Raw genomic sequence first — 24,081 nt, 5'->3', positions numbered from 1 at the left:
GACCCTCGCGTCTGAACTGGAGCCCCCCATGCTGAAGGTCCGTCAGGCCGCCCCGCCCGTGCCGTCCCGCCGCGCCTTCCTGGGCGGCGCCACCGTGGCCGCCGGGGCCCTCGTCATCGGCTTCACCCTCGACCCGGCGAAATTCGCCCAGGCCGCCGCCGGCCCCGACCTCTCGGCCCTGCCGCCGATGCCGAACGCCTTCGTGCGGATCGCCGCCGACGACACCGTGACGGTGGTGATCAAGCACCTGGACATGGGCCAGGGCAACACCACCGGCCTCGCCACCATCCTGGCCGACGAGCTCGATGCGGACTGGGCCACCATCCGCACCACCTTCGCGCCGGCCGACGCCACGCTCTACAACAACTTCGCCTTCGGCCCCGTCCAGGGCACCGGCGGCTCCACCGCCATCGCCAATTCCTGGGTCCAGCTGCGCAAGGCGGGGGCTGCGGCCCGCGCCATGCTGGTCGCGGCGGCGGCGGAGCAATGGAAGGTCCCGGCCTCGGAGATCACGGTCGACTCCGGCACGGTGCGCCACGCAGCCTCGAACCGGCAGGCCCGGTTCGGCGCGCTGGCGGAAGCCGCCGCGGCCCAGCCGGTGCCGAAGGAGCCACGCCTCAAGGAGGCGAGCCAGTTCACCCTCATCGGCAAGAAGGTCCCGCGGACCGATTCGGTCGCCAAGACCGACGGCACGGCGATCTACTCCCTCGACATCCGCCGTCCCGGGCAGCTGACCGCGGTGGTCGCCCATTCGCCGCGCTTCGGCGGCACCGTGAAGAGCGTCGACGACAAGGCCGCCCGCGCGGTGGCGGGCGTGGTCGACGTGGTCACGATCCCCACCGGCGTCGCCGTGCTGGCCAAGGATACCTGGTCGGCCATGAAGGGCCGCGAGGCGCTCAAGGTCACCTGGGACGACAGTGCGGCCGAGACGCGCTCGTCGGACGCGATCCTGGCCGATCACCGGAAGCGCCTCGAGACGCCGGGCCTCGTCGCCTCGAAGAAGGGCGATGCCGCCGGCGCGATCGCCGGGTCGGCCAAGGTCCTGGAGGCCGAGTTCACCTTCCCGTATCTCGCCCACGCGGCGATGGAGCCCCTGAACGCCACCATCGAGAAGGCCTCGGACGGCACCTACGACGTCTTCGCCGGCTGCCAGCTCCAGACGATCGAGCAGGCCGTGGTGGCGGCCAATCTCGGGGTGACCACCGACAAGGTCCGGCTGCACACGCAGTGGGCCGGCGGCTCCTTCGGCCGGCGCGCGACCCCGAGCGCCGACTACTTCGCCGAGACCGCCTCCATCGTGCGCGCCACCGGCGGCAAGGCGCCCATCCATCTCGTCTGGACCCGCGAGGACGACATGGCGGGTGGCTTCTACCGGCCGATGGTGGTCCATCGCCTCCGTGCCGGCCTCGACGCCAAGGGCGGGATCACGGGCTGGGAGCACCGGACCATCGGCAAGTCGATCATGATCGGCACCGCCTTCGAGACCATGATCGTGAAGGACGGCGTCGACGCCACAACGGTGGAGGGCGCTTCGGACACGCCCTACGCGCTGCCCGCCTATCGCTTCGAGGTCCACAACGCCCGCGAAGGCGTGCCGGTGCTGTGGTGGCGCTCGGTGGGCCACACCCACACCGCCCAGGCAATGGAGGTGTTCATCGACGAGCTCGCCCACGCGGCCGGCGCCGATCCCGTCGCCTACCGCCTCGGTCTGCTGGGGGGCGCCCCGCGCCTCTCCGCCACCCTGAAGCTCGCCGCCGAGAAGGCCGGCTGGGATCCGAAGAAAGTCGCTGACAAGAATCGCGGTCTCGGCGTCGCGGCGCACGAATCCTTCGGCTCCTACGTCGCCATGGTGGCGGACGTGACGGCCGAGGACGCCAAGGTGAAGGTGAACCGCATCGTGGCGGCGGTGGATGTCGGCGTCGCGGTCAATCCGGACGTGATCCGCGCCCAGGTCGAGGGGGCCGTGGGCTTCGCCCTGTCCTCGGTCCTGCGCAACAAGATCACGCTCAAGGACGGCGTGGTGCAGGAGAAGAACTTCGACGCCTACGAGCCGACCCGGATGAGCGAGATGCCGGTGGTCGAGGTCCACATCGTGCCCTCCACCGCCGCGCCCACCGGAATCGGCGAACCCGGCGTGCCCGTGATCGCCCCGGCGATCTCGAACGCGATCTTCGCCGCCACCGGCCAGCGCCTGCGCTCGCTGCCCCTCGACCTCAGCGGCCTGAAGGGCGCCTGAGGCGGAGCGACGACACGGCCCCTCGTCCGTCGCGTCCGGTCTGCCTATCTCGGAGGGCATCATGCGCTCCGAGATCAAGCCGGCCGAGACGGCCTTCGACGCCACCGTGTCGCGCCTGCGCGCCTGCCGGATCTGCCGGGACGCGCCCCTCTACGGCGCGCCCCTGCCACAGGAGCCGCGCCCCATCGTCCAGGGCCTGGCCTCGGCCCGGCTCTGCGTCGCCAGCCAGGCGCCCGGCAACCGGGCCGACAAGAGCGGCATCCCCTTCATGGATCCCTCGGGCACCCGCCTGCGCGATTGGCTCGGCCTCGACGCGGCGGCATTCTACGACGCGCGCCGCCTCGCCATCGTGCCCATGAGCGCCTGCTTTCCGGGCTACGACGCCAAGGGGGGCGACAAGCCCCCGCGTCGGGAATGCGCCGAGCGCTGGCGCGACGAGCTGTTCGCCGGCCTGCCGAACCTCGAACTCATCCTGGTGATCGGGCAATACGCGCAGGCCTGGCATCTCGGCCGCTCCAAGGCCGGGCTCACCGACACGGTGCGGCGCTGGCGCGAGATCCTGGCGAGCCCCGGCACGCCGCGGGTTCTGCCGCTGCCCCATCCCTCCTGGCGCAACAGCGGGTGGCTCAAGGCCAATCCCTGGTACGAGGCCGAGCTCCTGCCGGTTCTCAAGGCCGAGGTGGCGCGGGCGATGGCGCCCCGTTGAGGGCGGTCCCGCCGGGCGGCCTCACCCGTTGACAGGAGCGGCCCCGCGCGGGATCGCTCGCCGCGAAACTGGAGAGCCTCATGACCGCATTGCTGGACCCGCGCGACCGCCTGATCGTCGCCCTCGACGTGGGCACCGTGGACGAGGCCGAGCGCTTGGTGGACCGGATCGGCGATGCGGCGACCTTCTACAAGATCGGCTACCGGCTCGCCTATGCGGGGGGCCTCGCCCTGGTGCCGCGCCTCGCCGCCGCCGGCCACAAGGTCTTCCTCGACCTGAAGCTCCATGACATCGGCAATACCGTGGAGGAGGGGGTGCGGGCCCTGACCGATCTCGGCGCCACCTTCCTCACCGTCCACGCCTATCCGCAGACCATGAAGGCGGCGGTCCGGGGCCGCGGTGCCAACGGCCCCCGGATCCTCGCCGTCACGGTCCTGACCTCCTACGACGACGGGGATGCGGCCGAGGCCGGCTATGGCCTCCCGGTGGCCGACCTCGTGGCCCGCCGTGCCGGGCAGGCGGCGGAGGCCGGGATCGACGGGATCGTCTGCAGCGCCGCCGAGGCGCAGGCGGTGCGGGCCCGGATCGGGGCGGACCGCGTCATCGTCACCCCGGGCATCCGCCCGGCCGGCGCCGAGGCCGGCGACCAGAAGCGCGTGATGACGCCCGGCGAGGCCCGCCGGATCGGGATCGATCACGTCGTGGTCGGGCGTCCCATCACCCAGGCGGCAGACCCCCGCGCTGTGGCGCAGGGCATCGTCGCGGAGATGCGATAGGGCTCGGGCCCGTCAGTTCGCGCGGCGCAGGCTTCCGAGCAGGAAGGCGATCATCGCGTCGAGGGGCGGGGCACCCGCATCCGGGTAGTGGCTGACCAGGGCGGGATGGCAGTAACGGATGATGGCGGTGTGGATGCAGGCCGCCGCGATCGACGGGTCGGCGACGTCGAATTCGCCGGCCGCCACGCCTGCCTGCACGAGTTCGCGCAGGACCGAGCCGATCTGGTCCACATGGGCGCGGCAGACATCCCAGCTCTCGGTGATGGCCGCTTCCACCATCTCGTGCAGGCGCGGGTTGGCCTCGCAACGTTCGACGCAGGCCTGGTGCATCACCGTGATGACTCCGGCGATGCGCGCCGCAGCGGTCCGGTTCGGGGCGACGGCGGCCTGCGCCACCCGCTGCTCGGTGTCGTCCATGAGGCGCTTGATGACGGCTTCGTGGATCGCCTTCTTCGATTCGAAGAAGCGGTACACGTTGGCTGGGCTCATCCGCAGCGTCTTGGCGATGTCGGCGACGGTGGTCTTCTGATATCCGACGAGCCGGAACGCCTCTTCCGCCGTCGCGAGAATGCGGCAACGCGTGGTCGGGGCCGCTTCGTCGGGGATGTCGCGGACGATGGCCGCTGCACGGGTCATGGCGATAAACTAGGCTGTTGCCTCGTCGGCGTCAAAAACGGCGCCGCGCCGTGCCGCGCGCCGTCGATGGCCTGACGACGCAGCGCAAAGCCCGGCATCGGACGATGCCGGAATGGTTCGCGTCGGATCTGGATCGGAACGGATCAGGATCCGAACTGGGAGCCGAGCTGCTCCAGGTACTCGGCCAGATCGACGCCGCCGATCCGCTTGCCGTAGTCGAAGCGCATACCCTGGCGGATGTCGACGCTGCTGCTCTTGGTCGTCAGCGTGAAGGGCTTCACGCAGACCCAGGCGCCATCGCGCCGATGTTCGAAGAAATTCAAGATCTCATGCTTGGCCATGAGGGCCTCCCCGGCTGTCTCTGCAGACAACGGGCCGAGGCAGGAACGGTTGCGCTCCCGGTTAACGAAGTTCGAGCTTGGCCGTTAGACTTCGCTGCCCCTGCGCCGCACTGTCCAATGGTGCGACGCAGCGCGTCTGGTCTTGCGGAGATTGCGGCCGCACCCGCGCCCGCGGCCGCCGGAGGGCTTGTCGCCGCCCGGCGCCGGGTGTTGCGCTTGCGCCCGGATCAGGCGGCGCTCTTCAGCGCGCCCGTGCTCTCGTGGAAATCCGGTCCGTTGACGGTCCGGGTCACGTAGCCGTCGCGGATCAGGTAATCGCCGAACCGCTCGCCGGCCTGCTTGTTCCGGGCATAGGCCTTGAAGAGCGGGTCGAGGAGGGTCTTGATCTCGGAGGCACTGACGTCCTCGGCGTAGAGCTTGCCGAGGCGCGAGCCGTCGAAGGCCGCCCCGAGATAGAGGTGGTAGCGCTCGGGGCCGCGGCCGACGAGGCCGATCTCGGCGATGAACGGCCGGGCACAGCCGTTGGGGCAGCCGGTCATCCGGATGGTGATCTCGTCGTCCTGGAGGCCGTGGGAGGCGAGGCTCGCCTCCAGCTCGTCCATCAGGCTCGGCAGGTAGCGCTCGCTCTCGGCCAGCGCCAGGCCGCAGGTGGGCAGGGCGACGCAGGCCATGGAGTTGCGGCGCAGCGCGCTCGCGCCCTTCATCATGCCGTACTGGTCCACCAGGGCCTCGATCTCGGCCCGCTTCGCGGCCGGGACGTTGGCGATGATGACGTTCTGGTTGCCGGTGAGGCGGAAATCGCCCTCGTGGATCTCGGCGATCCGGCGCAGGCCGGTGAGCAGCTGCGGGCCGTTCTCGTAGTCCTTGATCCGGCCCGAGGCGACGTAGAGCGTGAGGTGGTGGCGTCCGTCGTCGCCCTCGGTCCAGCCGTAGCGATCGCCGTTGCCCGTGAAGGCGAAAGGCTTCGGGTCGGCGAGCGGCTTGCCGACGCGCGTCTCCACCTCGGTCCGGAAGGCGGCGAGGCCGTAGCGCTCGATGGTGTACTTCAGGCGGGCGTTCTTGCGGACCTTGCGGTTGCCCCAGTCGCGCTGCACCGTCATCACGGCCTCGGCGACCTTCAGGGCATCCTCCGGCGCGACGAAGCACATCACGTCGGCGGTGCGCGGGAAGGTGTCGGTCTCGCCGTGGGTCATGCCCATGCCGCCGCCGACCGTGACGTTCCAGCCGGTGACCTGGCTCTTCTCGTCCAGGATGGCGATGAAGCCGAGGTCGTGGGCGAAGATGTCCACTTCGTTGGACGGGGGCACCGCCACCACGGTCTTGAACTTCCGAGGCAGGTAGGTCCTGCCGTAGATCGGCTCGATTTCGGCCGCGTCCTCGCCGCCGACCACGCGCTCGCCGTCGAGCCAGATCTCGCGCCAGGCGCTGGTCTTGGGCAGGAGCGAGTCCGAGATGTCCTTGGCGAGCTGGTAGGCGGCCTTGTGGGCCCCGGTCTGGGCCGGGTTCGTGGCCGCCATCACGTTGCGGTTGACGTCGCCGCAGGCCGCGATGGTGTCGAGCAGCGTCGCGTCGATGGCCGCCATCGTGCGCTTCAGGTTGGACTTGATGACGCCGTGGTACTGGAAGGTCTGGCGCGTGGTCGCCCGCAGGGCGCCGCCCGCATAGGTCGTGGCGATGTCGTCGAGGGCCAGCCACTGCTTCGGAGTGACGACGCCGCCGGCGATGCGCAGGCGGATCATGAAGCTGTAGGCCTTCTCGAGCTTCTTCTTGGTGCGCTCGGCCCGGATGTCGCGGTCGTCCTGCAGGTACATCCCGTGGAACTTCACGAGCTGCCCGTCATCCTCCGAGATGGCGCCGGTGGCGTGCTTCAGGAGGCCGTCCGCCAGGGTGCCGCGCAGGTAGCCGCTGGCGATCTTGATGTGTTCGTTGGCGGCAAGACCCGCCGCGCGCGCCGCTTCCGCTTCCGAGATCGGGCGGTCGGTGGGCGGGGTCTCGTAGGTGCGGGGGGTGGTCTTGTCGGCCATGGCGGGATTTCCGGTTCGGGAGCTCTCCTCCCCCCTGTGGGGAGGAGCTGGCGGTGGCGGTGGTGCGGGAGGCGCCGCGAGCGCTCGATCCTGCACCACCCCCACCTTCGGTCCCTCCCCACGCGGGGGAGGGAGGGGTCTCAGTAGACGTCCTGCTGGTAGCGGTGGGCGCGCTCCAGGGCGGCGACGGCGGCCTCGGCCTCGGCGGGGCTGAGCGCCTTCACGTCCTGGTAGGCCTTCACCACGGCGTTGCGCACGTCCTTGGCCATCCGGGTGGCGTCGCCGCAGACGTAGAAGCTGGCACCGCCGTCCAGCCAGGCGACGACCTCCTTGGCGTGCTGGGTGATCCGGTCCTGCACGTAGATCTTCTCGGGCTGGTCCCGCGAGAAGGCCACGTCGATCTGCGACAGCGACCCGTCCTCCAGGGCCTCCTGCCACTCGAGCTGGTACAGGAAGTCGTGGGTGAACTGCCGGTCGCCGAAGAACAGCCACGCGCGGCCGGGGGCCTCGACGGCGCGGCGCTCCTGCACGAAGGCGCGGAACGGGGCGACGCCGGTGCCGGGGCCGACCATGATGATGTCGGTGGCCGGGTCCTGGGGCAGGCGGAAGTGCCGGTTCGGCTTCAGCTTCACCCGCAGCTTGGCGCCGTTCTTGATGCGGTCGGCCACGTGGGTCGAGGCGACGCCGCCGCGTGCCCGGCCGTGGGTCTCGTAGCGCACGGCCGCGATCACGAGGTGGACCTCGTCGCCCACCTCCTTGCGGGAGGAGGCGATCGAGTAGGCCCGCGGCGGCAGGGGCCGCGTGATGGTGGTGAGGTGCTCCGCCGTCAGCGCCGCCGGGTAGGCGGTGATGAGATCGATGAGGTGGCGGCCCTCGATCCAGGCGCGCAGCTCGCCGCTGTCGATCAGCGTTTGCGCCTCGGCATGGCCCGTCGCCTTAACGAAACGCTCCACGGTGGTGGCCGACAGGGTGGTGATGTCGCGCTCGGCCAGCAGGGCCTGGCGCAGGGCCGCGTCGCCGGACAGGCCGGTGGCGTTGAGGATCTCGTCGACGAGGGCCGGGTCGTTTTCCGGATAGATCTCCAGGGAGTCGCCGGGCTCGTAGGCGGGGGCGCCGTCCTCGAATTCCAGGGCGAGGTGGATCGTCTCCTTGTCGGAGCGCGACGAGTTCAGGTTGACGTGGTCGACCACCTCCACGATCCGGGGCTCGCGGCTGGGCTCGGCGTCCTCGTCCTCGTCGCCGGCGGCGCGGGCGGCGAAGTCCACCGCCACGACGTTGTCGGCGCTCGGCGGCGGGGTGAGGGCCTTGAGGGTGTCCTTGATCCAGGCGGCGGCCGGCGTCTCGAAATCGAGGTCGAGGTCGGCGCGTTCGTGGGCCCGGGTCCCGCCCAGGGCCTCGAAGCGGGCGTCGAGCGCCTTCCCGATGGCGCAGAACTCCGCGTAGGAGGTGTCGCCGAGGGACAGCACCCCGAAGGACACGCCGTCGAGGCGCGGCGCGCCATCGGCCATCAGCTCGTTGTAGGCGCGCACGGCCCGGGCCGGCGGTTCGCCCTCGCCCCAGGTCGCCGCGATGGCGACGATGCGCTTCTCCTTGGCGAGGCTGGCGATCTCGAGATCGGCGAAGTCGACGATCTTCGGCTTGAAGCCGTTCTTGCGGGCGAGCTTGGCCATGTCGCCGGCGAGCTTCTCGGAGTTGCCCGACTCGCTCGCGAACAGGATCGTCAGCGGCTCGGCGGCCTTCGGCGGCGCGGCCGGGACGGCGGCGGCCTGCGGCGTGCCGCTGGCGTCGAGGCCGGCGAGGAAGCCCGCCAGCCAGGCGCGCTGAATCGGGGAGGCGGCGCCGAGGACGGCGTCGAGGCTCGCGCGTTCGGTGTCGCCGAAGGGAGCCGTACGGGGGATGATCGCGTGTCGTGCCATGTGGAAAGCCATGTCGTCCTGAGAGGCCGGCTGTCAACGGGGTTGTCCGTTTTACAGAACGACTTCACGGTAGAAGGAGCTGCCTGCGTGTGCAGGGCAAAAGAGAATTCTATTCCCCGGCCACCACCGACAGCGTCGGCGTGAAGCGTCCGTTGGCGGGCGGGACCGGGAGGGGCAGGGCCGTGGTGGATTTGACCTTTTCCATCGCGAACCGGGAGGTGACGTTCTTGAGGGGCAGGGTCGCGATGAGGTGCTTATAGAACGTATCGTAGGCGCGCATATCGGCGACGACGACGCGGAGCATGTAATCCACGTCCCCGGCCATGCGATAGAACTCGAGCACCTCCGGCATTGCCGAGACAGTCTCGGCGAAACGCTCCAGCCATTCACGCGAGTGATCGGCGGTCTCGATCGAGACGAAGACCGTCAGGCCGAGGCCGAGCTTCACCGGGTCGAGGACGGCGACGCGCCGGTCGATGACGCCGTCGGCTTCCAGCCGCTGTATCCGCTTCCAGCACGGCGTCTGCGACAGGCCGACCTTCTCACCGATGGTGGCGATGGACAGGGTGGCGTCCTGCTGCAGCAGCGCCAGGATCTTCAGGTCGATCGAATCCAAGCTGGCCTCGCGGGTTCGTGAGACGCGGGGATGTGCAGGTCAGCACATCGTGACCGCCCGATGAGAAGGAATTTCCTTCGTTGAGCAACAGAATGCCCCTGTGGCCCGTTTCGGCGAAGGGGTCGTCGCACCCGGGGGTTGCCCGGTATCGATAGCCGCCATGCCTTGACAGCGTTCGTTATAGCGAACATTTCAGGTGCCAGACAAGTCACATCGCCACGCTAGTCACATCACCACGCAAGTCCCGTCGCCACATTCGTCGCCACGTCATATCGCGAAGTCTTTCATGAGCTCTCAACTGGAACACGCGGCGCGGGACCTCGCGTCCGCGATGGCGGACCGCGACCTGAAGGGCCGGATCGCCCTGATCGAGGCGCAGGTGCCGGGGCGTCTGGTGTTCACCACCAGCCTCGGAATCGAGGACCAGGTGCTGACGCACGCGGTCGCGCTGCACAAGGGCCGGACCGAGATCGTCACACTCGATACCGGCCGGCTCTATCCGGAGACCTACGATACCTGGACCGAGACCGAATCGGCCTACGGCATTCGCATCCGTGCCTATGCGCCGGAGCGCGAGGCCGAGGAGCGCTTCGTGGCCGAGTCCGGCATCAACGGGTTCCGCCACTCGGTCGCCGCCCGGCAGGCCTGCTGCGGCTTCCGCAAGGTCGAGCCCCTGGGCCGGGCCCTGGCGGGCGCCGCCGGCTGGCTCACCGGCCTGCGGGCCGGGCAGTCGGCCAACCGGGCCGACACGCCGCTGGCCGAGGCCGACGAGGCCCGCGGCCTCATCAAGATCAATCCCCTGGCCGACTGGTCCCGCGCCGACGTCGAGCGCTTCGTCTCGGACAATTACGTGCCCTACAACGTGCTGCACGATCGCGGCTTCCCCTCGATCGGTTGTGCGCCCTGCACCCGGGCGATCCGCGTCGGCGAGGACGAGCGGGCCGGCCGCTGGTGGTGGGAACAGGCGTCCAAGAAAGAGTGCGGGCTGCACGTCCACGCACCCGAAGAGAACGTCGCCCCCGGCCAGGAAGCGGCGGCGTTCGAAACGACACAAACCTCAAACGCCCTGGAGATGGCCCGATGAGCGCCGCCCCCCTCACCACCCGAACGGGCACCAGCCCTGCGGCGAGCCGGTCCGCCCGGCTCACCCATCTCCAGCGGCTGGAGGCCGAGAGCATCCACATCATGCGGGAGACGGTCGCCGAGACCGAGAACCCGGTGATGCTCTACTCCATCGGCAAGGACTCGTCGGTGCTGCTGCACCTGGCGCTGAAGGCGTTCGCGCCGGGCCGCCTGCCGTTCCCGCTGATGCACATCGACACCACCTGGAAGTTCCGGGAGATGATCGCCTTCCGCGACCAGCGCGCGAAGGAGCTCGGTCTCGACCTCATCGTGCACACCAACCAGGACGGTCTCGCCCGCGGCATCGGTCCGGTGAGCCACGGCTCGGAGGTGCACACCGACGTGATGAAGACCCAGGCGCTGCGCCAGGCCCTCGACAAGCACAAGTTCGACGCGGCCTTCGGCGGCGCCCGGCGCGACGAGGAGGCCTCGCGCGCCAAGGAGCGCATCGTCTCCCTGCGCACGGCCCAGCACCGCTGGGACCCGAAGCGCCAGCGCGCCGAGCCCTGGCACCTCTACAACATGAAGAAGAAGCGCGGTGAGTCGCTGCGCGTGTTCCCGCTCTCGAACTGGACCGAGCTCGACGTCTGGCTCTACATCGAGCAGGAGCAGATCCCGATCGTGCCGCTCTACTTCGCCAAGCCTCGTCCGGTGGTGGAGCGCGAGGGCCAGCTCATCATGGTCGACGACGAGCGGCTGCCGCTGAACCCCGGCGAGACCCCCCGGCAGGTGTCGGTCCGTTTCCGCACCCTCGGCGACTATCCCCTGACCGGTGCCGTCGAGAGCGACGCCGCGACCCTGCCGGAGATCATCGGCGAGACCCTGGCCGCCCGCACCTCGGAGCGCCAGGGCCGGGTCATCGACAAGGACGGCGCGGGCGCCATGGAGCGCAAGAAGCAGGAGGGCTATTTCTAAGATGACGATCCATCAGTCACCCGAAGCCTTCGGCTACGACGCCTTCCTGACCGCACACCAGAACAAGGAGGTCCTGCGCTTCATCACCTGCGGCTCCGTCGACGACGGCAAGTCGACGCTGATCGGCCGCCTGCTGCACGACACCAAGCAGATCTTCGATGACCAGGTGACGGCCCTACAGCGCGACTCGCGCAAGCACGGCACGCAGGGCGCCGAGATCGACCTGGCGCTCCTCGTGGACGGCCTGCAGGCCGAGCGCGAGCAGGGCATCACCATCGATGTCGCCTACCGCTTCTTCTCCACGGACAAGCGCTCCTTCATCGTGGCCGACACCCCCGGCCACGAGCAGTACACGCGCAACATGGCCACGGGCGCCTCGACGGCGGACGTGGCGGTGATCCTGGTGGATGCCCGCCAGGGGCTCACCCGGCAGACCCGGCGACACGCGCTCCTGGTCTCCCTGCTAGGGATCAAGCGCGTGGCGCTCGCGGTGAACAAGATGGACCTCGTCGGCTGGTCGCAGACCAAGTTCGAGGAGATCCTGTCGGCCTTCAACGCCTTCGCCGCCCCCCTCGGCTTCAGCGAGATCCGGGCGATCCCGCTCTCGGCCAAGAACGGCGACAACGTCGTGCTGCCGGGCGCCGCCGCCCCCTGGTACACCGGCACCCCGCTGCTCCAGTACCTCGAGGAGGTTCCGGTGCGCGTCGAGGAGCAGGCGGCGCCCTTCCGCATGGCGGTGCAGTGGGTGAACCGGCCGAACTCGGAGTTCCGGGGCTTTGCCGGCCTCATCGCCAGCGGCCGCGTGGCCCCGGGCGACGCCGTCATCGTCGAGCCCTCGGGCCGGACCTCGAAGATCGCCCGCATCTTCACCGCCGACGGCGATCTGCCCCACGCGGTCGAGGGCCAGTCGGTCACCCTGGTGCTCGCCGATGAGATCGACGCCTCCCGCGGCTCGGTGATCGTCACCGCGGATGCGCCGATGCGGGTGACGGACAGCCTGGACGCCCGCCTGTTCTGGGCGGCCGAGACCGAACTGCTGCCGGGCGCCACCCTGCTCGCCAAGATCGGGACCGTGACGGTGAACGCCGTCGTCACCACGATCCGGACCCGGATCGATCCCGAGACCGGCAACCCCGAGCCGGCCGCGCGCCTCACCGCCAACGACATCGCCGACGTGACCCTGACCCTCGACCGGGCCGTGGCGGTGGATGCCTACACCGCCAACCGCGACACCGGCGGCTTCATCCTGATCGACCGCGAGACCACCGACACGGCGGCCCTCGGCCTGATCCAGGCCGATGCGGCGGCGGCCGCGGTCAAGGACGAGCCCGCGGAGGTGGGCGAGACGCCGCGCTCCGGCGGCGGCTTCCTCTCGAAGCTGCGCTGGGTCTTCGGCGGGATCTGACGGGCCCGGACCCGGCCCGAGAGCGCCGGGCAGAAAACCTCCTCGCCGGTCTCACCGCCGCGGCTCCCCCGGAGTCGCGGCGGTTTTCGTTCGTCGCAAGCCTTCCCTGGGTCGCAAGCTTCGCTGGGTTGCAGGGGGGAACGCCGCAGCAACGGCAGGTCTCCCTTGCCCGTGCGCGGCGGCGCGACTAGGGTCCGCGCCGCTCGATCCGACCTTCATACACTATACGGGAGTGACCCCCCATGGGCTTTCTGGCCGACGCCTTGTCCCGCGTGAAGCCGTCCGCGACCATCGCGATGACGCAGAAGGCGCGCGAGCTGAAAGCGCAGGGCATGGACGTGATCAGCCTCTCCGTGGGAGAGCCGGATTTCGACACCCCCCAGCACATCAAGGATGCGGCCATCGAGGCGATCCGGCGCGGCGAGACCAAGTATCCGCCCGTTTCCGGCATCGTGCCGCTGCGCGAGGCCATCGCGAAGAAGTTCAAGCGCGAGAACGGACTCGACTACAAGCCGTCCCAGACCATCGTCGGCACCGGCGGCAAGCACGTCATCTACAACGCCCTCCTCGCCACCCTGAACCCGGGCGACGAGGTGGTGATCCCGCGCCCGTACTGGGTCTCCTACCCGGAGATGGTGGTTTTGTGCGGCGGCACCCCGGTCTTCGCCGAGACCGACATGGCGCATGACTTCAAGCTGCAGCCCGAGGAGCTGGAGCGGGTGATCACGCCCAAGACCAAGTGGATCATCCTCAACTCGCCGTCCAACCCCTCGGGCGCCGCCTATGCCCGGGACGAGCTGAAGAAGATCACCGACGTGCTGATGCGCCACCCGCAGGTCTGGGTGCTTACCGACGACATGTACGAGCACCTGACCTACGGCGACTTCGAATTCGTCACCCCGGCCCAGATCGAGCCGGGCCTGTACGAGCGCACGCTGACCATGAACGGTGTCTCCAAGGCCTACGCCATGACCGGCTGGCGCATCGGCTACGCCGCCGGCCCCGAGCACCTGATCAAGGCGATGGACTTCGTCCAGGGCCAGCAGACCTCCGGCGCCTCGACGATCTCGCAATGGGCCGCGGTCGCCGCCCTCGAGGGGACGCAGGCGCACCTCGCCGAGTTCCGCAAGGCCTTCCACACCCGGCGCGACCTCGTGGTGTCGATGCTGAACCAGACCAAGGGCCTGAAGTGCCCGACGCCCGAGGGCGCCTTCTACGTCTATCCGTCCTGCGCGGAGACGATCGGGCGCAAGACCCCGGCCGGCAAGACCATCGCGACCGACGAGGACTTCGTGGTCGAACTGCTCCAGGCGGAGGGCGTCGCCGCGGTCCACGGCTCGGCCTTCGGCCTCGGCCCCAACCTGCGCATCTCCTACGCCACCTCCAACGCCGCCCTCGAAGAGGCCTGCACCCGGATCCAGCGTTTCTGCGGCTCCCTGAGCTGACAGCACCCCGGGTGACGCCCGTTCTCCGGGCCTGCCCCTTGCATCCCTGAGCGACCGCGCCCCGGCCGAGAGCCGCGGCGCGGTCGTTCGCATTTCGGAAGGCGCGGGCTCATGACGACGATCGCCATCCTGGCTGCCGGCGCGATGGGGAGCGCGCTCGCCGCGCGCCTCACCGTGAACGGCGCCGATGTCCTGACGCTCCTCGACGGCCGCAGCGCCGCGACCCGGGCTCGCGCCGACGCCGCCGGCATGACCGAGACCGACGCCCCCGGCCTGATGCGGGCCGACCTCCTGCTCTCCATCGTCCCGCCCGCCGACGCCGAGGCGCTCGCCGTCTCCCTCGCCCCGGTGCTCGCGGCCGCGACCCACAAGCCCGTCTACGTCGATTGCAACGCGGTGAATGTCGAGACGGTCCGACGCATCGCCGGGATCGTCGCGGCCACCGGTGCGGCCTTCCTCGATGGTGCGATCATCGGCCTGCCGCCGAAGCCCGGCACCCCCGGTCCGCGTCTCCACGTGTCGGGCGACGCGGTCGAATCCGCGCGACCTCTTCGCGACCTCGGTGTCGACCTCAGGCTGAATTCCGGTGGTATCGGCGCGGCCTCGGGCCTGAAGATGGCCTATGCGGGCATCAACAAGGGCCTCACCGCCCTGGCCGCCCTCATGGTGCTGGGGGCCGAACGGGCGGGCGCCGGCGAAGCCCTCCGGGCGGAACTCTCCGAAACTGAGCCGGCTCTCCTCGCGCGCTTCGCCCGCGGCCTGCCCGACATGCTTCCCAAGGCCCAGCGCTGGGTCGCCGAGATGCACGAGATCGCCGATTTCCTCGGGGACGATGCCGCCGGGCGTCAGGTCTTCGCCGGCGCGGCGGACCTCTATGCGCGCCTGTCCGGGGCGGACGAGGCCGGCGACGGCGCCTGCCTGACGGCCTTCGCGGCGGCGTGCGGATCGTCGCAGCCGTCATGACGCGGGCGAAGCCGGTTGCCGGCTCAGTCGCCGCCGCCTACATCGGCGGTCCCTGCTGCCGAGGCGCCCGATGGTTTCGCGAACCCTCTCGGGCTTGGCATGGTGGCGGGGCTTGTCGTGACGGGGCGGTGCGGACCAGTTCTCTGCGCGGTCCCTGTGAGGCCTAGTGGGCCGGGTGGCGACAGGCGTGTCAGGGACGCGGGGAACAGGAACCGCAGCCTTGGCGCAAGGCCCACCTCATCGGCCCCGTCCCATCCCGGGACGGCCTCCCGTTGTATCTAAGTCACGGTCGTTAACGATCCTGGGCAAGTGTGGGCATCGGCCGGGGAACCGGTCGCGTGCCACTGCGTAGTTTCGGGCCTGACCACTATGAGACGCCTCCTGACGGGTGGCATCAAGGCGATCCTCGCGGTCGCTGCGCTCTCCACCGCCGCTCACTGGACCTTGCGCCTGCAGCGCGAGCCGACCCCCTCGCTCCGCGTCCAGGCGGAGCTTCCCGACCCGATCACCACCGGATCGATCACGCTGCGGCCCGCAGACCCGGCCGTGCTTGCCGAGCCGGCTCCGGATTTCGCGAAGACCCTCGATCAGCGCCATCTCTCCGAGCTCTTCGCGGGTGCGACGCCTGAGAAGGCGAAGGTGCAGAAGACGGCCGTCAAGCGCTAGGGCCGCTTCGAAGCCCGCAGCTGCGCCCGCGCTTCGACGGATCGCACGCCCGAGTCCGGGGCGTGCGGCCGTCGGCGACGGGATCGCGGATGGGTCAGGCGGCGGCGCGGCTGCCGTGCTTGCCTTCCTGAATCTCCTCGATGATCTTGGCGCAGAAGGCGTCGAGGTCGCCGGGGTTGCGGCTGGTGATCAGGCCCTTGTCGGTGACGACGGGCTCGTCTCTCCAGTCCGCGCCCGCATTCACCACATCCGTTCGGATCGATGCGAACGAGGTCATCCGGCGTCCCTTTGCGGCGCCAACCTCGATCAGCAGCCAGGGCGCGTGGCAGATGGCGGCGACCACCTTGCCGGAATCCAAGAAGCTGCGGATCAGCGCGAGGGCCTTCGGCTCCAGGCGAAGCTTGTCCGGGTTGATCTGGCCACCGGGAAGCACAAGGGCGTCGTAATCCTGCGGAGACACGGACTCGAGATCCTTGTCGACTGCGACGTTCTTGCCCCAATCAGTCTTATCCCAACCCCGGATGGATTCCCTGGCCGTGCGGGACTGCGGCGCTGCGACGTGAACGGTCGCACCGGCTTCCTTGAGCTTGCTGTGTGGGACGGTGAGTTCGGTCTCCTCGAAACCATCTGTGGCGACGATCAAGACCTTGGCCTGCCTGATGTCAGACATGGATTTTCTCCGAGAGGTTGAGGGTACGGCACTGAACAGGTCCTGTGGGACGCAAGTTCCCCACGGGCTCCCATAGGTCACCGCGGCCGCGGGAACCCAGCCGCGCTCGGCCGTGTTGGTCCGCACATCCCTCAGACAGACAGGAGGCTTCGCATGGCCCATCACGAGATGGCCAATCCCGGCCTGCCGATCCCCGAGCCGCTGCCGGGTGGAATTCCCGGTGACCTGCCGACGCCGCCCCCACCGGATGAGCAGCCCGATATCGGACCGACCGGCCCGCGCACACCCTATCCCGTCAACGATCCGGGGATCGACGAGCCGGCCGGCCCTGGCTCGGAGCCGGATTACCTACCGGGCGGCCCAACCGACCCGGGCGTTCGGATGTAGCGGACTCAGTGATCCCCATGCGACGCGCGCACGTCGCGCGGCGCGCTCAAGATTTCGGAGAGGCTCGTTGCCACGTGACGGGCCTCTTCGTCCGTCAGGCGAAGCTGAAACGGGGGCAGCGCACCGGCCTGCAAGGCTACGACGGCCTGGCCCTGCTCGTCCGTACCGACCTCGATCGCCGACGAGGTGACGTCGAGCATCGCGATCTCTTCGTCAGACATATCCTCGGGCAGGTCGCCGTCGTCGGGTTCATCAATGGCCGTGAGAAGCTGGCCCACCGCCCGCACCAGGGCACGGGCCGCCCGGGCATCCATCACGACTGCCGTGGCCTGATCGTCCTTCTGAAATGAGAGTTGGATGTTCGCCCCTTCGAGGGAAACCGAGATGCCCGCCATGAATCGCCTAACCGCTTGCTCAAGAACTCTTATATGCGGTCGGCCGCGCAAATAACACAGGGGCTGCCCCTGCGGCCGCTGCGAACCAGCGTCGTTTCCGTCGGCCAGAACGCCTTGTTGCGGCCGCATGATCGGACTACATGAGAGATAGCGGGTATCGGTGAGCTGGGATCTTGTACCGCAAGCGTCTCACGTCCTGCTGATTCCGTCAGGCCTACCGAAGAGGATCCGCCGCTTGCGTCGAGCAGACGCAGGCTGTTGATCGACGAACGATACGAGGATCTATTTCGTGAATACCGGCACTGTAAAGTGGTTCAACGAGACCAAGGGCTACGGCTTCATTCAGCCTGACGACGGCGGCAAGGATGTGTTTGTGCACATCTCCGCAGTCGAGCGCGCTGGCATGCGCAACCTCATCGAGGGTCAGAAGATCTCCTATGAGATTCAGACCGACAAGCGCAGCGGCAAGGACTCGGCTGGCAACCTCCAGGCGGCCTGACGCTCCCGGCGCCAGCCCCCGGGCTGGCGTCACCCCGAAGGGCTTCTCACGAAGCCTCCGCCGTCGGCGACCGATACCCTTCTGGGGAGAATGGGTCAGGGATCCGACATCTTCCGCAACACCAACGACGCCCGCGGCCGATTTGGTCCGATGCGTCCGAGACACTGCACGCGAACCTGCACGTTATTGAAAGTACACAAGAAAAATATGTTGTTTGAATATACCCGACGCCGCGGCGTCCGTTCGCCGGTTACTGATGCGGCGACCTTCAAGGTGGGTCACCTGAAGCAGACCATGGCTCATGAAGCCAAGACCGTCGACCTCAGCCACCTGATCGACACCTCCTACAACTACCATTCGCCGCGTGAACTGCGCTGGCATCTCGCCGAGCGGTTCGGTATGGCCCCAGAGGCGATAGCCCTGCGCGAGCATCACTGATCGAAATGCAGCCCTGATTTTTTCGGGGTGGACCACACGTTGCTTCACTAAGCCGACGTTGCGATCGAGCCCAGCGCCCAGGTGCTGGGCTTTCCTGTTTTTAGAACCCTTCCGCAGCCTTCGCCCCGTGCCCTCAGCGGGGCAACAAGGCCGCCACGACTTCGTCTCGCAGAGCTTGGGATACGGCGACGAGTTCCCCGTGAACCGGATCGGGACGGTTGTAGGTCGTCGGACTGCCCTGCAGGTCACTGACCGTGCCGCCTGCCTCGCGCAGGATGAGGTCCGCACCGGCGAGATCCCAATCTCGCGCATGGGGCGAGACCAATCCAACATCGATCGAGCCCTCGGCCACCCGCGCGACGCGCAGGGCCAAGGACGGAATGCGCTCGACGGAGACGAGATCGGCCTGCTGGCCATTCGTCCCAGCGCCTCGGGCTAGGCGGTCCATCATCGGCTTCGGACCGGTGACCCGTGCCCCCTCAACCGCGCTTTGGCCGGAGACGGCGATGGTCTGGCCGTTGCGGGTGGCACCCGCGCCCGCGATGGCCTCATAGAACGTGTCGGTCACGGGCGCGTGAACGAAACCCAGGATCGGTTGTCCGGCCGACAGCAACGCAACGGCAATCGACCAGTCGGGATGCCCAGACATGAAGGCGCGGGTCCCATCGATGGGATCGACGATCCAGACGAGACCGGCATCGAGTCGCACCGGATTGTCGCTGGTCTCCTCCGAGAGCCAGGCGGCCCGGGGCAGCATCGCGCTGAGGCGAACCTTCAGGAAGGTGTCGACCGCCACATCGGCTTCCGTCACCGGTGAGCCGCCTGCCTTCGACCAGACCCGCGCGCCCGTCTGTCCGCCTGCCTTGTAGAAGGGCAACGCGAGGGCGGCCGCTTCGCGGATCGTCTCGCGCAGGGCGGGAACGAGGGCGTGTGCGGCTTCCGGGGCAATCGGATCGGACATGCGTCTCTATACGGTTTTGGAGGTCAGGCTGGGCGCTTGTTGAAGTGCCCGTCGCCCCGGCACGGATGCATGGAGGGCGGTGCTTCCTTCGTTGTAGGGTGCTGCGCGGGTTGTCACAAGCAGAGCGGCGCAGATCTCGATACGGACAAATCTCTCAGATCGAAGCAAGGAAGCGTTGAGCATTCCACCTGCTTCACCCTTGTCCATACTCGCTTAACGCTCACTCTTAAGCTGGTCTGAGGAGGTTAGACGTAAATCTGCTTGTCATAGACGGGTGGCCCATAGAGGTTGCCGGCGCCAACAGGGTGTACGAGCCATGAACACTTTCGCGAACATGAACGACATGTCGGCGGATGCCACCTTTGTCGGCGCTGCTCCGATCCTGACCCAGTCGCGGCTCCCGGTGATCGACCGCTCGGGCCCAAGCCGGCTCGCCGGCGTGGCCCTCGCTTTCGCCGAGGATGATTCGGATGCCTGCGGCGAGGATCGCTTCGACCTTCTCCTCGTCGACGCCGCCGGTCGGGTCGTCACCCGCCTCGGGCCGTTCTGTGAGGACGAGGTGGTGGCGTGCTGGCGCGACGTTGCGGCCAAGTCGGGCCTCCCGCGGATGATCGTCAAGGAAGACGGCGAACTCGCCAGCATCTCGAACCAGCTGGGCCCGGTGGCCCTCGGTCGGACCCGGACCCGGCGCCGTCACGGCCTCCTCAACGGCCGCCGCCCGCGCTTCCTCGTCCGTCGCAAGACCGGCGCGCTGCCGGTTCGCCCCTTGATCCATCGCGGCGAAAGCGAGATCATCTCCGGCGCCCGCTGCTGAGAAGGGGTCGTCGGACTTCGAGCGACGTTCAGAGGAGGTGCGTCACCGTGGCATCCGCCGCGAAACCAAGAAACAGGATCAGACCCGCTTCCCGGTTGGAGCGGAAGAGTGTCAGCGCACCCCGTCCGTCGCGCGTGTCGAGGCGCAGCACCTGTCGCCCGAGATGGGCACCGAACAGGGCGACGCCGAGTAGCCCCACGGGGCCTGCACCCGCCAGGATCGTAGCCAGCGCGATGAATCCGACGCTGGCGCCGTAGCACAGACCGATTGCTCCTCGCATCCGGCGCCCGAAGAAGCGGGCCGAGGAGCGGATACCCGCGATCTCGTCGTCCTCGATATCCTGCACGGCGTAGATCGTGTCGTAGCCGATCACCCAGGCAATGGTGCCCGCGTAGAGAAGCAGGGCCGGTGCATCGAGCCGGCCGAACACCGCGACCCATCCCATCAGCGCGCCCCACGCGAAGGCGAGGCCGAGGACCGCCTGCGGCACCGGCATGACGCGCTTCGTGAACGGATAGATCGCCACCGGGACAAGTGAGGCGATGCCGACGCCGATCGCCGTGCCGTTGAACTGCAGCAGCACCGCGAGGCCGATCAGGGCCTGCACCACGAGGAAGACGGCAGCCTGGCGTGCCCGGACCTGCCCCGAGGGCAGGGGGCGCGAGCGCGTGCGCTCCACCTGTGCGTCAAGGTCCCGATCGGCGATGTCGTTGTAGGTCGAGCCCGCACCCCGCATGGCGACAGCGCCGACGAAGAACAGGACCAGATGGACAGGGTCGGGAAAAGCGGCGCCCGACCGGATGGCCGCGAGCGAGGCCGACCACCAGCATGGCAGTAGCAGGAGCCACCAGCCAATCGGGCGGTCGATGCGCGCAAGACGCAGATAGGGCCGCGCCCAGCGCGGCGCGATCCGGTCGACCCAATGTCCTGCCACCGCATCGGCGACACGGCGGTCCGCCTGGGGGGGGCTCATGCCGTCCATGGAGGCATGGGCGCGCTGGGCCGACTCGTCCGGAAAGTCAGCACAGGATCAGAGGGCACCCTGCGGCATCTTCAGGCTGCCCGTAAGGCCGGGGCCGCCGAGAAGGCCACCGCCGCCGCCGCCGTTCTGGGCCTGCGCGCGGGCTTGAGCTTCCATCTTGGAGGCCTGGGCCGCGACCGTGCACACCTTGGTCTTGATACCCGACACCTTCAGGTGGTCGGCCTTGAAGCCTTCCGCGAAGGAATCGGGGATCGAGCACCACTCCTTGTTGGCGGTGATCCATTTCAGCCCGGCGGTGCCGTTGGCCTGGAGCTTGCCGAACAAGGTGCAGGCCTCGGCCGGCGTCATCTTCTTCTTCGAGTTCGACGCGGCGTTCGCCTTACCGATCAGGTCCTTGCGGGCCTGGAGGGTCTGCTGGATCTCGCCGCACTCGGCAGCGGCCTGTGCGAAGGCGTGTTCGCCGGAAAGCGCGGTCCCGGCGAGGGCGACGGCCAGCGCCGCGATGGTCTTGAACGACATGCCTTGAGATCCTTTCTCCGCCCATCCTCGATCCGGTCGGGGTAAGCCCAGCGACCGGATGCGGAATAGCCTGATGCGTGCCCGGATGCGCGCAAGATTCCGCGTCCTCCGGTCTTGGTTTTGTTTCGGCATAGGAATGTGGCGCCTTTCAAGCCGCAAACGCCGGGCCGCATTCGAAGGTGGATTTAAGACGCAAAATTGCTGCGTGTTGCGGTTTTGCATCGGCCGGTGCGGTCCCGGGACCGCACCGTTGACAGCCGACCCCCCTCACGCGACCACGCCGGGCATGGCCGCATATGACTTCACCGCCCCACGTCTCTTCGTCGAGGCTGATCTCGCTGCCGGCGCGACGCTGCCGCTCGACCGATCGCAGGCGAACTACCTCCTCAACGTCTTGAGGCGCGGGCCCTCCGATCCAGTTCTCTTGTTCAACGGGCGCGACGGCGAATGGCGGGCCGAAATCGCTCCGACCGGACGCAAGAGTGCGGACCTGATCGTGCGGGAGCGCACACGCCAGCAGCCACCACGCGCGGACCTCCATTACCTGTTTGCACCGTTGAAGTCGGCCCGGCTCGATTACATGGCTCAGAAGGCGGTGGAGATGGGTGCTGGAACTCTTCGTCCGGTTTTCACCCGCTACACGCAGGGCGAGCGACTGAACGTCGATCGCCTGCGTGCGAACGCCATTGAGGCGGCCGAGCAATGCGGCATCCTCGACCTGCCCGAGATCCAGGAGGCGGCCAAGCTCCCGGCGGCGCTTTCCGACCTCAACCCCTTGCGCTTGCTGGTGTTCTGCGACGAGGACGCCCCGGTTTCGGATCCGGTTCGGGCTCTGCGCGAGGCGGCGGCCTCAACCGTTGCCCCACCTCTCGCGGTACTGGTTGGACCCGAGGGTGGGTTCGCACCGGAAGAGCGCGCGCTGATTCTGGAACGCCCCAACACGGTCGCCCTCTCCCTCGGTCCGCGTATCCTGCGGGCCGATACGGCGGCGGTGACGGTGCTGGCCCTGGTTCAGGCCGTGCTCGGCGACGCCCGTTGAGGCGTCGCTTGCCCGCGTTGTTCGCGCGGGTCCCCTGGCCTATGAGGCGCGTTGACCCGATCCTAGGGGCCTCGCCGCTGCGGTCCGGCACGCCTCTCCTTTGAACGACCTTCCTGAAGAGGCAGCGCATGGCGCGCGACACGTCCGATACGACGCCCCTGACCACGCGGGACGAGCTCATCGCCTGGTTCGCGGAAGGCGAAAAGCCGCGCGCGCGCTTCGCGATCGGCACCGAACACGAGAAGGTGCCGTTCTACCGCGACGGCAACCGTCCGGTCCCGTATGCGGGTGAGAAGGGCATCCGGGCCCTGCTCGAGGGGCTTGGCCGCGACACGGGCTGGGAGGCGATCGAGGATGCCGGCCACTTGATCGGTCTCGCCGGTGCCGAGGGGGGCGCCATCTCGCTCGAGCCCGGCGGACAGTTCGAACTCTCCGGTGCACCGCTGGCCGACGTGCACGCGACGGCCGCGGAATTGCGGATGCATCTCGAGGCGACGGCGCAGGTCGCAGACGGTCTCGGCATCGGCTTCCTCGATCTCGGCATGAGTCCGAAATGGACGCGGGAGGAGACCCCCGTGATGCCGAAGAGCCGCTACAAGATCATGGCGGGGTACATGCCCAAGGTCGGCAGCCTCGGCCTGGACATGATGCTGCGTACCGCCACCGTGCAGGTAAACCTCGACTTCGCCTCCGAGGCCGACATGGTGGCCAAGATGCGCGTGGCCCTCGCGCTACAGCCGGTGGCGACCGCCCTCTTCGCCAATTCACCCTTCACGGATGGACGCCCCAACGGCTTCCTGTCGCGCCGGTCCGAGATCTGGCGCGACACCGACGGCGACCGTACCGGCATGCTGCCCAGGGCTTTCGAGCCTGGCTTCGGCTACGAGTCCTACGTCGACTGGTTGCTCGACATGCCGATGTACTTCGTCAAGCGGGGCGAGACCTACCATGACGTCTCCGGCGCCTCGTTCCGCGACCTGATGGGCGGCCGCCTCGCGGCGCTGCCAGGGGAGCGCGCTACGGTGTCGGACTGGGCCAACCATGCCTCGACCGCGTTCCCCGAGGTGCGGCTCAAGCGGTTCATCGAGATGCGTGGATCCGATGTGGGCAATCCAGCGATGATCGCCGCGCAGGCGGCTTTCTGGGTCGGCTTGCTCTACGACGAGGCCTCCCTGGCGGCGGCCTGGGACATCGCCAAGAACTGGAACGCCTGCGACCGGGAAGGCCTACGTGCGACGGTCCCCCGCCTGGGTCTGGCCGCCCGCATCGCCGGCCGGTCCTTGGGGGCAGTGGCGGCGGAGGCTCTCACGATCGCCCGCTCGGGCCTCGCTGCACGGGCGCGTCGCGACGCTCAGGGGCGAGACGAGACGCACTTCCTTCAGCCGTTGGAGGCCATCGTCGCCGCCGGACGCTCCCTCGCCGAGGAGCGCCTCGCCGAATACGAGGGGCGCTGGCAGCGCTCCGTGGAGCCCGCCTTCACCGAATGCGTGTTCTGAACAGATCATACCGCGGAAGCAGGGGATACGCGCCTGCGATTTTGCGAATGTGCTTGAGGACACCCACCTGCGCGGCTTGACTGTGGCGATCCTGGAACGGATCGCCAAGTTCAT

25 protein-coding genes are annotated in these 24,081 nt (G+C 68.7%); 15 read left to right on the top strand and 10 right to left on the bottom strand.

Annotated elements, in window-relative coordinates:
• The first annotated feature begins 28 nt into the window (after positions 1-28).
• The 3 genes from CRT23_RS14790 (at position 29) to pyrF (ending at position 3,718) form a co-directional block, all read left to right on the top strand.
• On the top strand, positions 29-2,236 hold the full coding sequence (locus tag CRT23_RS14790) for a xanthine dehydrogenase family protein molybdopterin-binding subunit (protein WP_103710303.1): 2,208 nt from the start codon (positions 29-31) through the stop codon (positions 2,234-2,236).
• 61 nt (positions 2,237-2,297) lie between these two features.
• Positions 2,298-2,942: a uracil-DNA glycosylase family protein gene (locus CRT23_RS14785; protein WP_103710302.1), complete on the top strand. Its 645-nt coding sequence runs from the start codon at positions 2,298-2,300 to the stop codon at positions 2,940-2,942.
• 80 nt (positions 2,943-3,022) lie between these two features.
• Complete coding sequence (pyrF, locus tag CRT23_RS14780; RefSeq protein WP_103710301.1) at positions 3,023-3,718, top strand: orotidine-5'-phosphate decarboxylase; 696 nt, start codon at positions 3,023-3,025, stop codon at positions 3,716-3,718.
• Positions 3,719-3,730: 12 nt separating this feature from the next.
• Here the strand turns inward: pyrF and CRT23_RS14775 are convergent, their stop codons facing one another.
• The 5 genes from CRT23_RS14775 to CRT23_RS14755 form a co-directional block, all read right to left on the bottom strand.
• Complete coding sequence (locus CRT23_RS14775) at positions 3,731-4,354, bottom strand: TetR/AcrR family transcriptional regulator (RefSeq protein ID WP_103710300.1); 624 nt, start codon at positions 4,352-4,354, stop codon at positions 3,731-3,733.
• A 143-nt stretch (positions 4,355-4,497) separates the two neighbouring features.
• Positions 4,498-4,695, bottom strand: a complete 198-nt coding sequence (locus CRT23_RS14770; protein WP_055956893.1) for a hypothetical protein — start codon at positions 4,693-4,695, stop codon at positions 4,498-4,500.
• Positions 4,696-4,922: 227 nt separating this feature from the next.
• Positions 4,923-6,719: an NADPH-dependent assimilatory sulfite reductase hemoprotein subunit gene (locus CRT23_RS14765; RefSeq protein ID WP_103710299.1), complete on the bottom strand. Its 1,797-nt coding sequence runs from the start codon at positions 6,717-6,719 to the stop codon at positions 4,923-4,925.
• 140 nt (positions 6,720-6,859) lie between these two features.
• A complete protein-coding gene (locus CRT23_RS14760) occupies positions 6,860-8,635 on the bottom strand; it encodes a flavodoxin domain-containing protein (protein WP_103710368.1) in 1,776 nt (591 codons plus the stop codon).
• Positions 8,636-8,744: 109 nt separating this feature from the next.
• Positions 8,745-9,251, bottom strand: a complete 507-nt coding sequence (locus tag CRT23_RS14755; protein WP_055956884.1) for an Lrp/AsnC family transcriptional regulator — start codon at positions 9,249-9,251, stop codon at positions 8,745-8,747.
• Positions 9,252-9,537: 286 nt separating this feature from the next.
• Between CRT23_RS14755 and CRT23_RS14750 the strand changes: the two genes are divergently transcribed.
• The 6 genes from CRT23_RS14750 to CRT23_RS14725 all read left to right on the top strand — a co-directional run bounded on the left by CRT23_RS14750 (position 9,538) and on the right by CRT23_RS14725 (position 15,767).
• Positions 9,538-10,335: a phosphoadenylyl-sulfate reductase gene (locus tag CRT23_RS14750; RefSeq protein WP_055956880.1), complete on the top strand. Its 798-nt coding sequence runs from the start codon at positions 9,538-9,540 to the stop codon at positions 10,333-10,335.
• Positions 10,332-11,288, top strand: coding sequence for a sulfate adenylyltransferase subunit CysD (gene cysD, locus CRT23_RS14745; RefSeq protein WP_103710298.1), 957 nt, complete (start codon positions 10,332-10,334; stop codon positions 11,286-11,288). The genes CRT23_RS14750 and cysD overlap by 4 nt, the downstream gene beginning before the upstream one ends.
• A 1-nt stretch (position 11,289) precedes the next feature.
• Positions 11,290-12,693 carry a sulfate adenylyltransferase subunit CysN gene (cysN, locus tag CRT23_RS14740; protein WP_103710297.1) on the top strand — a complete coding sequence of 468 codons (1,404 nt, stop codon included), beginning with the start codon at positions 11,290-11,292 and terminating at the stop codon, positions 12,691-12,693.
• A gap of 242 nt (positions 12,694-12,935) precedes the next feature.
• Positions 12,936-14,138 (top strand): pyridoxal phosphate-dependent aminotransferase, encoded by a 1,203-nt coding sequence (locus CRT23_RS14735; RefSeq protein ID WP_056212186.1) that lies wholly within the window; start codon positions 12,936-12,938, stop codon positions 14,136-14,138.
• 111 nt (positions 14,139-14,249) lie between these two features.
• On the top strand, positions 14,250-15,101 hold the full coding sequence (locus CRT23_RS14730; RefSeq protein WP_103710296.1) for an NAD(P)-dependent oxidoreductase: 852 nt from the start codon (positions 14,250-14,252) through the stop codon (positions 15,099-15,101).
• Positions 15,102-15,470: 369 nt separating this feature from the next.
• The gene (locus CRT23_RS14725; protein WP_103710295.1) at positions 15,471-15,767 is read left to right on the top strand and encodes a hypothetical protein; all 297 of its coding nucleotides are present in this window, start codon (positions 15,471-15,473) and stop codon (positions 15,765-15,767) included.
• 94 nt (positions 15,768-15,861) lie between these two features.
• On the opposite strand, the gene CRT23_RS14720 is transcribed toward CRT23_RS14725, so the two are convergent.
• The gene (locus tag CRT23_RS14720) at positions 15,862-16,437 is read right to left on the bottom strand and encodes a type 1 glutamine amidotransferase domain-containing protein (protein WP_103710294.1); all 576 of its coding nucleotides are present in this window, start codon (positions 16,435-16,437) and stop codon (positions 15,862-15,864) included.
• 168 nt (positions 16,438-16,605) lie between these two features.
• Here CRT23_RS14720 and CRT23_RS14715 point away from each other — a divergent pair, with 168 nt between their 5' ends.
• Positions 16,606-16,824, top strand: coding sequence for a hypothetical protein (locus CRT23_RS14715; protein ID WP_055957152.1), 219 nt, complete (start codon positions 16,606-16,608; stop codon positions 16,822-16,824).
• Between the two features lie 5 nt (positions 16,825-16,829).
• Here the strand turns inward: CRT23_RS14715 and CRT23_RS14710 are convergent, their stop codons facing one another.
• Positions 16,830-17,219 carry a hypothetical protein gene (locus CRT23_RS14710; RefSeq protein ID WP_103710293.1) on the bottom strand — a complete coding sequence of 130 codons (390 nt, stop codon included), beginning with the start codon at positions 17,217-17,219 and terminating at the stop codon, positions 16,830-16,832.
• Positions 17,220-17,508: 289 nt separating this feature from the next.
• On the opposite strand from CRT23_RS14710, the gene CRT23_RS14705 reads away from it, so the two are divergent.
• The gene (locus tag CRT23_RS14705) at positions 17,509-17,718 is read left to right on the top strand and encodes a cold-shock protein (protein ID WP_055956856.1); all 210 of its coding nucleotides are present in this window, start codon (positions 17,509-17,511) and stop codon (positions 17,716-17,718) included.
• 207 nt (positions 17,719-17,925) lie between these two features.
• Positions 17,926-18,156, top strand: coding sequence for a hypothetical protein (locus CRT23_RS14700; protein WP_055956852.1), 231 nt, complete (start codon positions 17,926-17,928; stop codon positions 18,154-18,156).
• A gap of 133 nt (positions 18,157-18,289) precedes the next feature.
• On the opposite strand, the gene CRT23_RS14695 is transcribed toward CRT23_RS14700, so the two are convergent.
• Positions 18,290-19,117 carry a 3'(2'),5'-bisphosphate nucleotidase CysQ gene (locus CRT23_RS14695; protein WP_055956848.1) on the bottom strand — a complete coding sequence of 276 codons (828 nt, stop codon included), beginning with the start codon at positions 19,115-19,117 and terminating at the stop codon, positions 18,290-18,292.
• A gap of 316 nt (positions 19,118-19,433) precedes the next feature.
• On the opposite strand from CRT23_RS14695, the gene CRT23_RS14690 reads away from it, so the two are divergent.
• Complete coding sequence (locus CRT23_RS14690) at positions 19,434-19,931, top strand: DUF6101 family protein (protein WP_244477420.1); 498 nt, start codon at positions 19,434-19,436, stop codon at positions 19,929-19,931.
• A 28-nt stretch (positions 19,932-19,959) separates the two neighbouring features.
• Here the strand turns inward: CRT23_RS14690 and ubiA are convergent, their stop codons facing one another.
• Complete coding sequence (ubiA, locus tag CRT23_RS14685) at positions 19,960-20,913, bottom strand: 4-hydroxybenzoate octaprenyltransferase (protein ID WP_103710292.1); 954 nt, start codon at positions 20,911-20,913, stop codon at positions 19,960-19,962.
• A gap of 48 nt (positions 20,914-20,961) precedes the next feature.
• Positions 20,962-21,432 (bottom strand): hypothetical protein, encoded by a 471-nt coding sequence (locus CRT23_RS14680; RefSeq protein WP_103710291.1) that lies wholly within the window; start codon positions 21,430-21,432, stop codon positions 20,962-20,964.
• A 286-nt stretch (positions 21,433-21,718) separates the two neighbouring features.
• Here CRT23_RS14680 and CRT23_RS14675 point away from each other — a divergent pair, with 286 nt between their 5' ends.
• Together CRT23_RS14675 and CRT23_RS14670 are read left to right on the top strand one after the other, a co-directional pair.
• Positions 21,719-22,471 carry a 16S rRNA (uracil(1498)-N(3))-methyltransferase gene (locus CRT23_RS14675; RefSeq protein ID WP_103710290.1) on the top strand — a complete coding sequence of 251 codons (753 nt, stop codon included), beginning with the start codon at positions 21,719-21,721 and terminating at the stop codon, positions 22,469-22,471.
• Between the two features lie 128 nt (positions 22,472-22,599).
• Entirely contained in the window at positions 22,600-23,967 is a 1,368-nt protein-coding gene (locus CRT23_RS14670) for a glutamate--cysteine ligase (RefSeq protein ID WP_103710289.1), read from the top strand.
• The last annotated feature ends 114 nt before the right edge of the window (positions 23,968-24,081 follow it).

Source organism: Methylobacterium sp. V23, assembly GCF_002917135.1.
Classification (GTDB): Bacteria; Pseudomonadota; Alphaproteobacteria; order Rhizobiales; family Beijerinckiaceae; genus Methylobacterium.
This window is presented reverse-complemented; position numbering and strand designations above follow the sequence as displayed.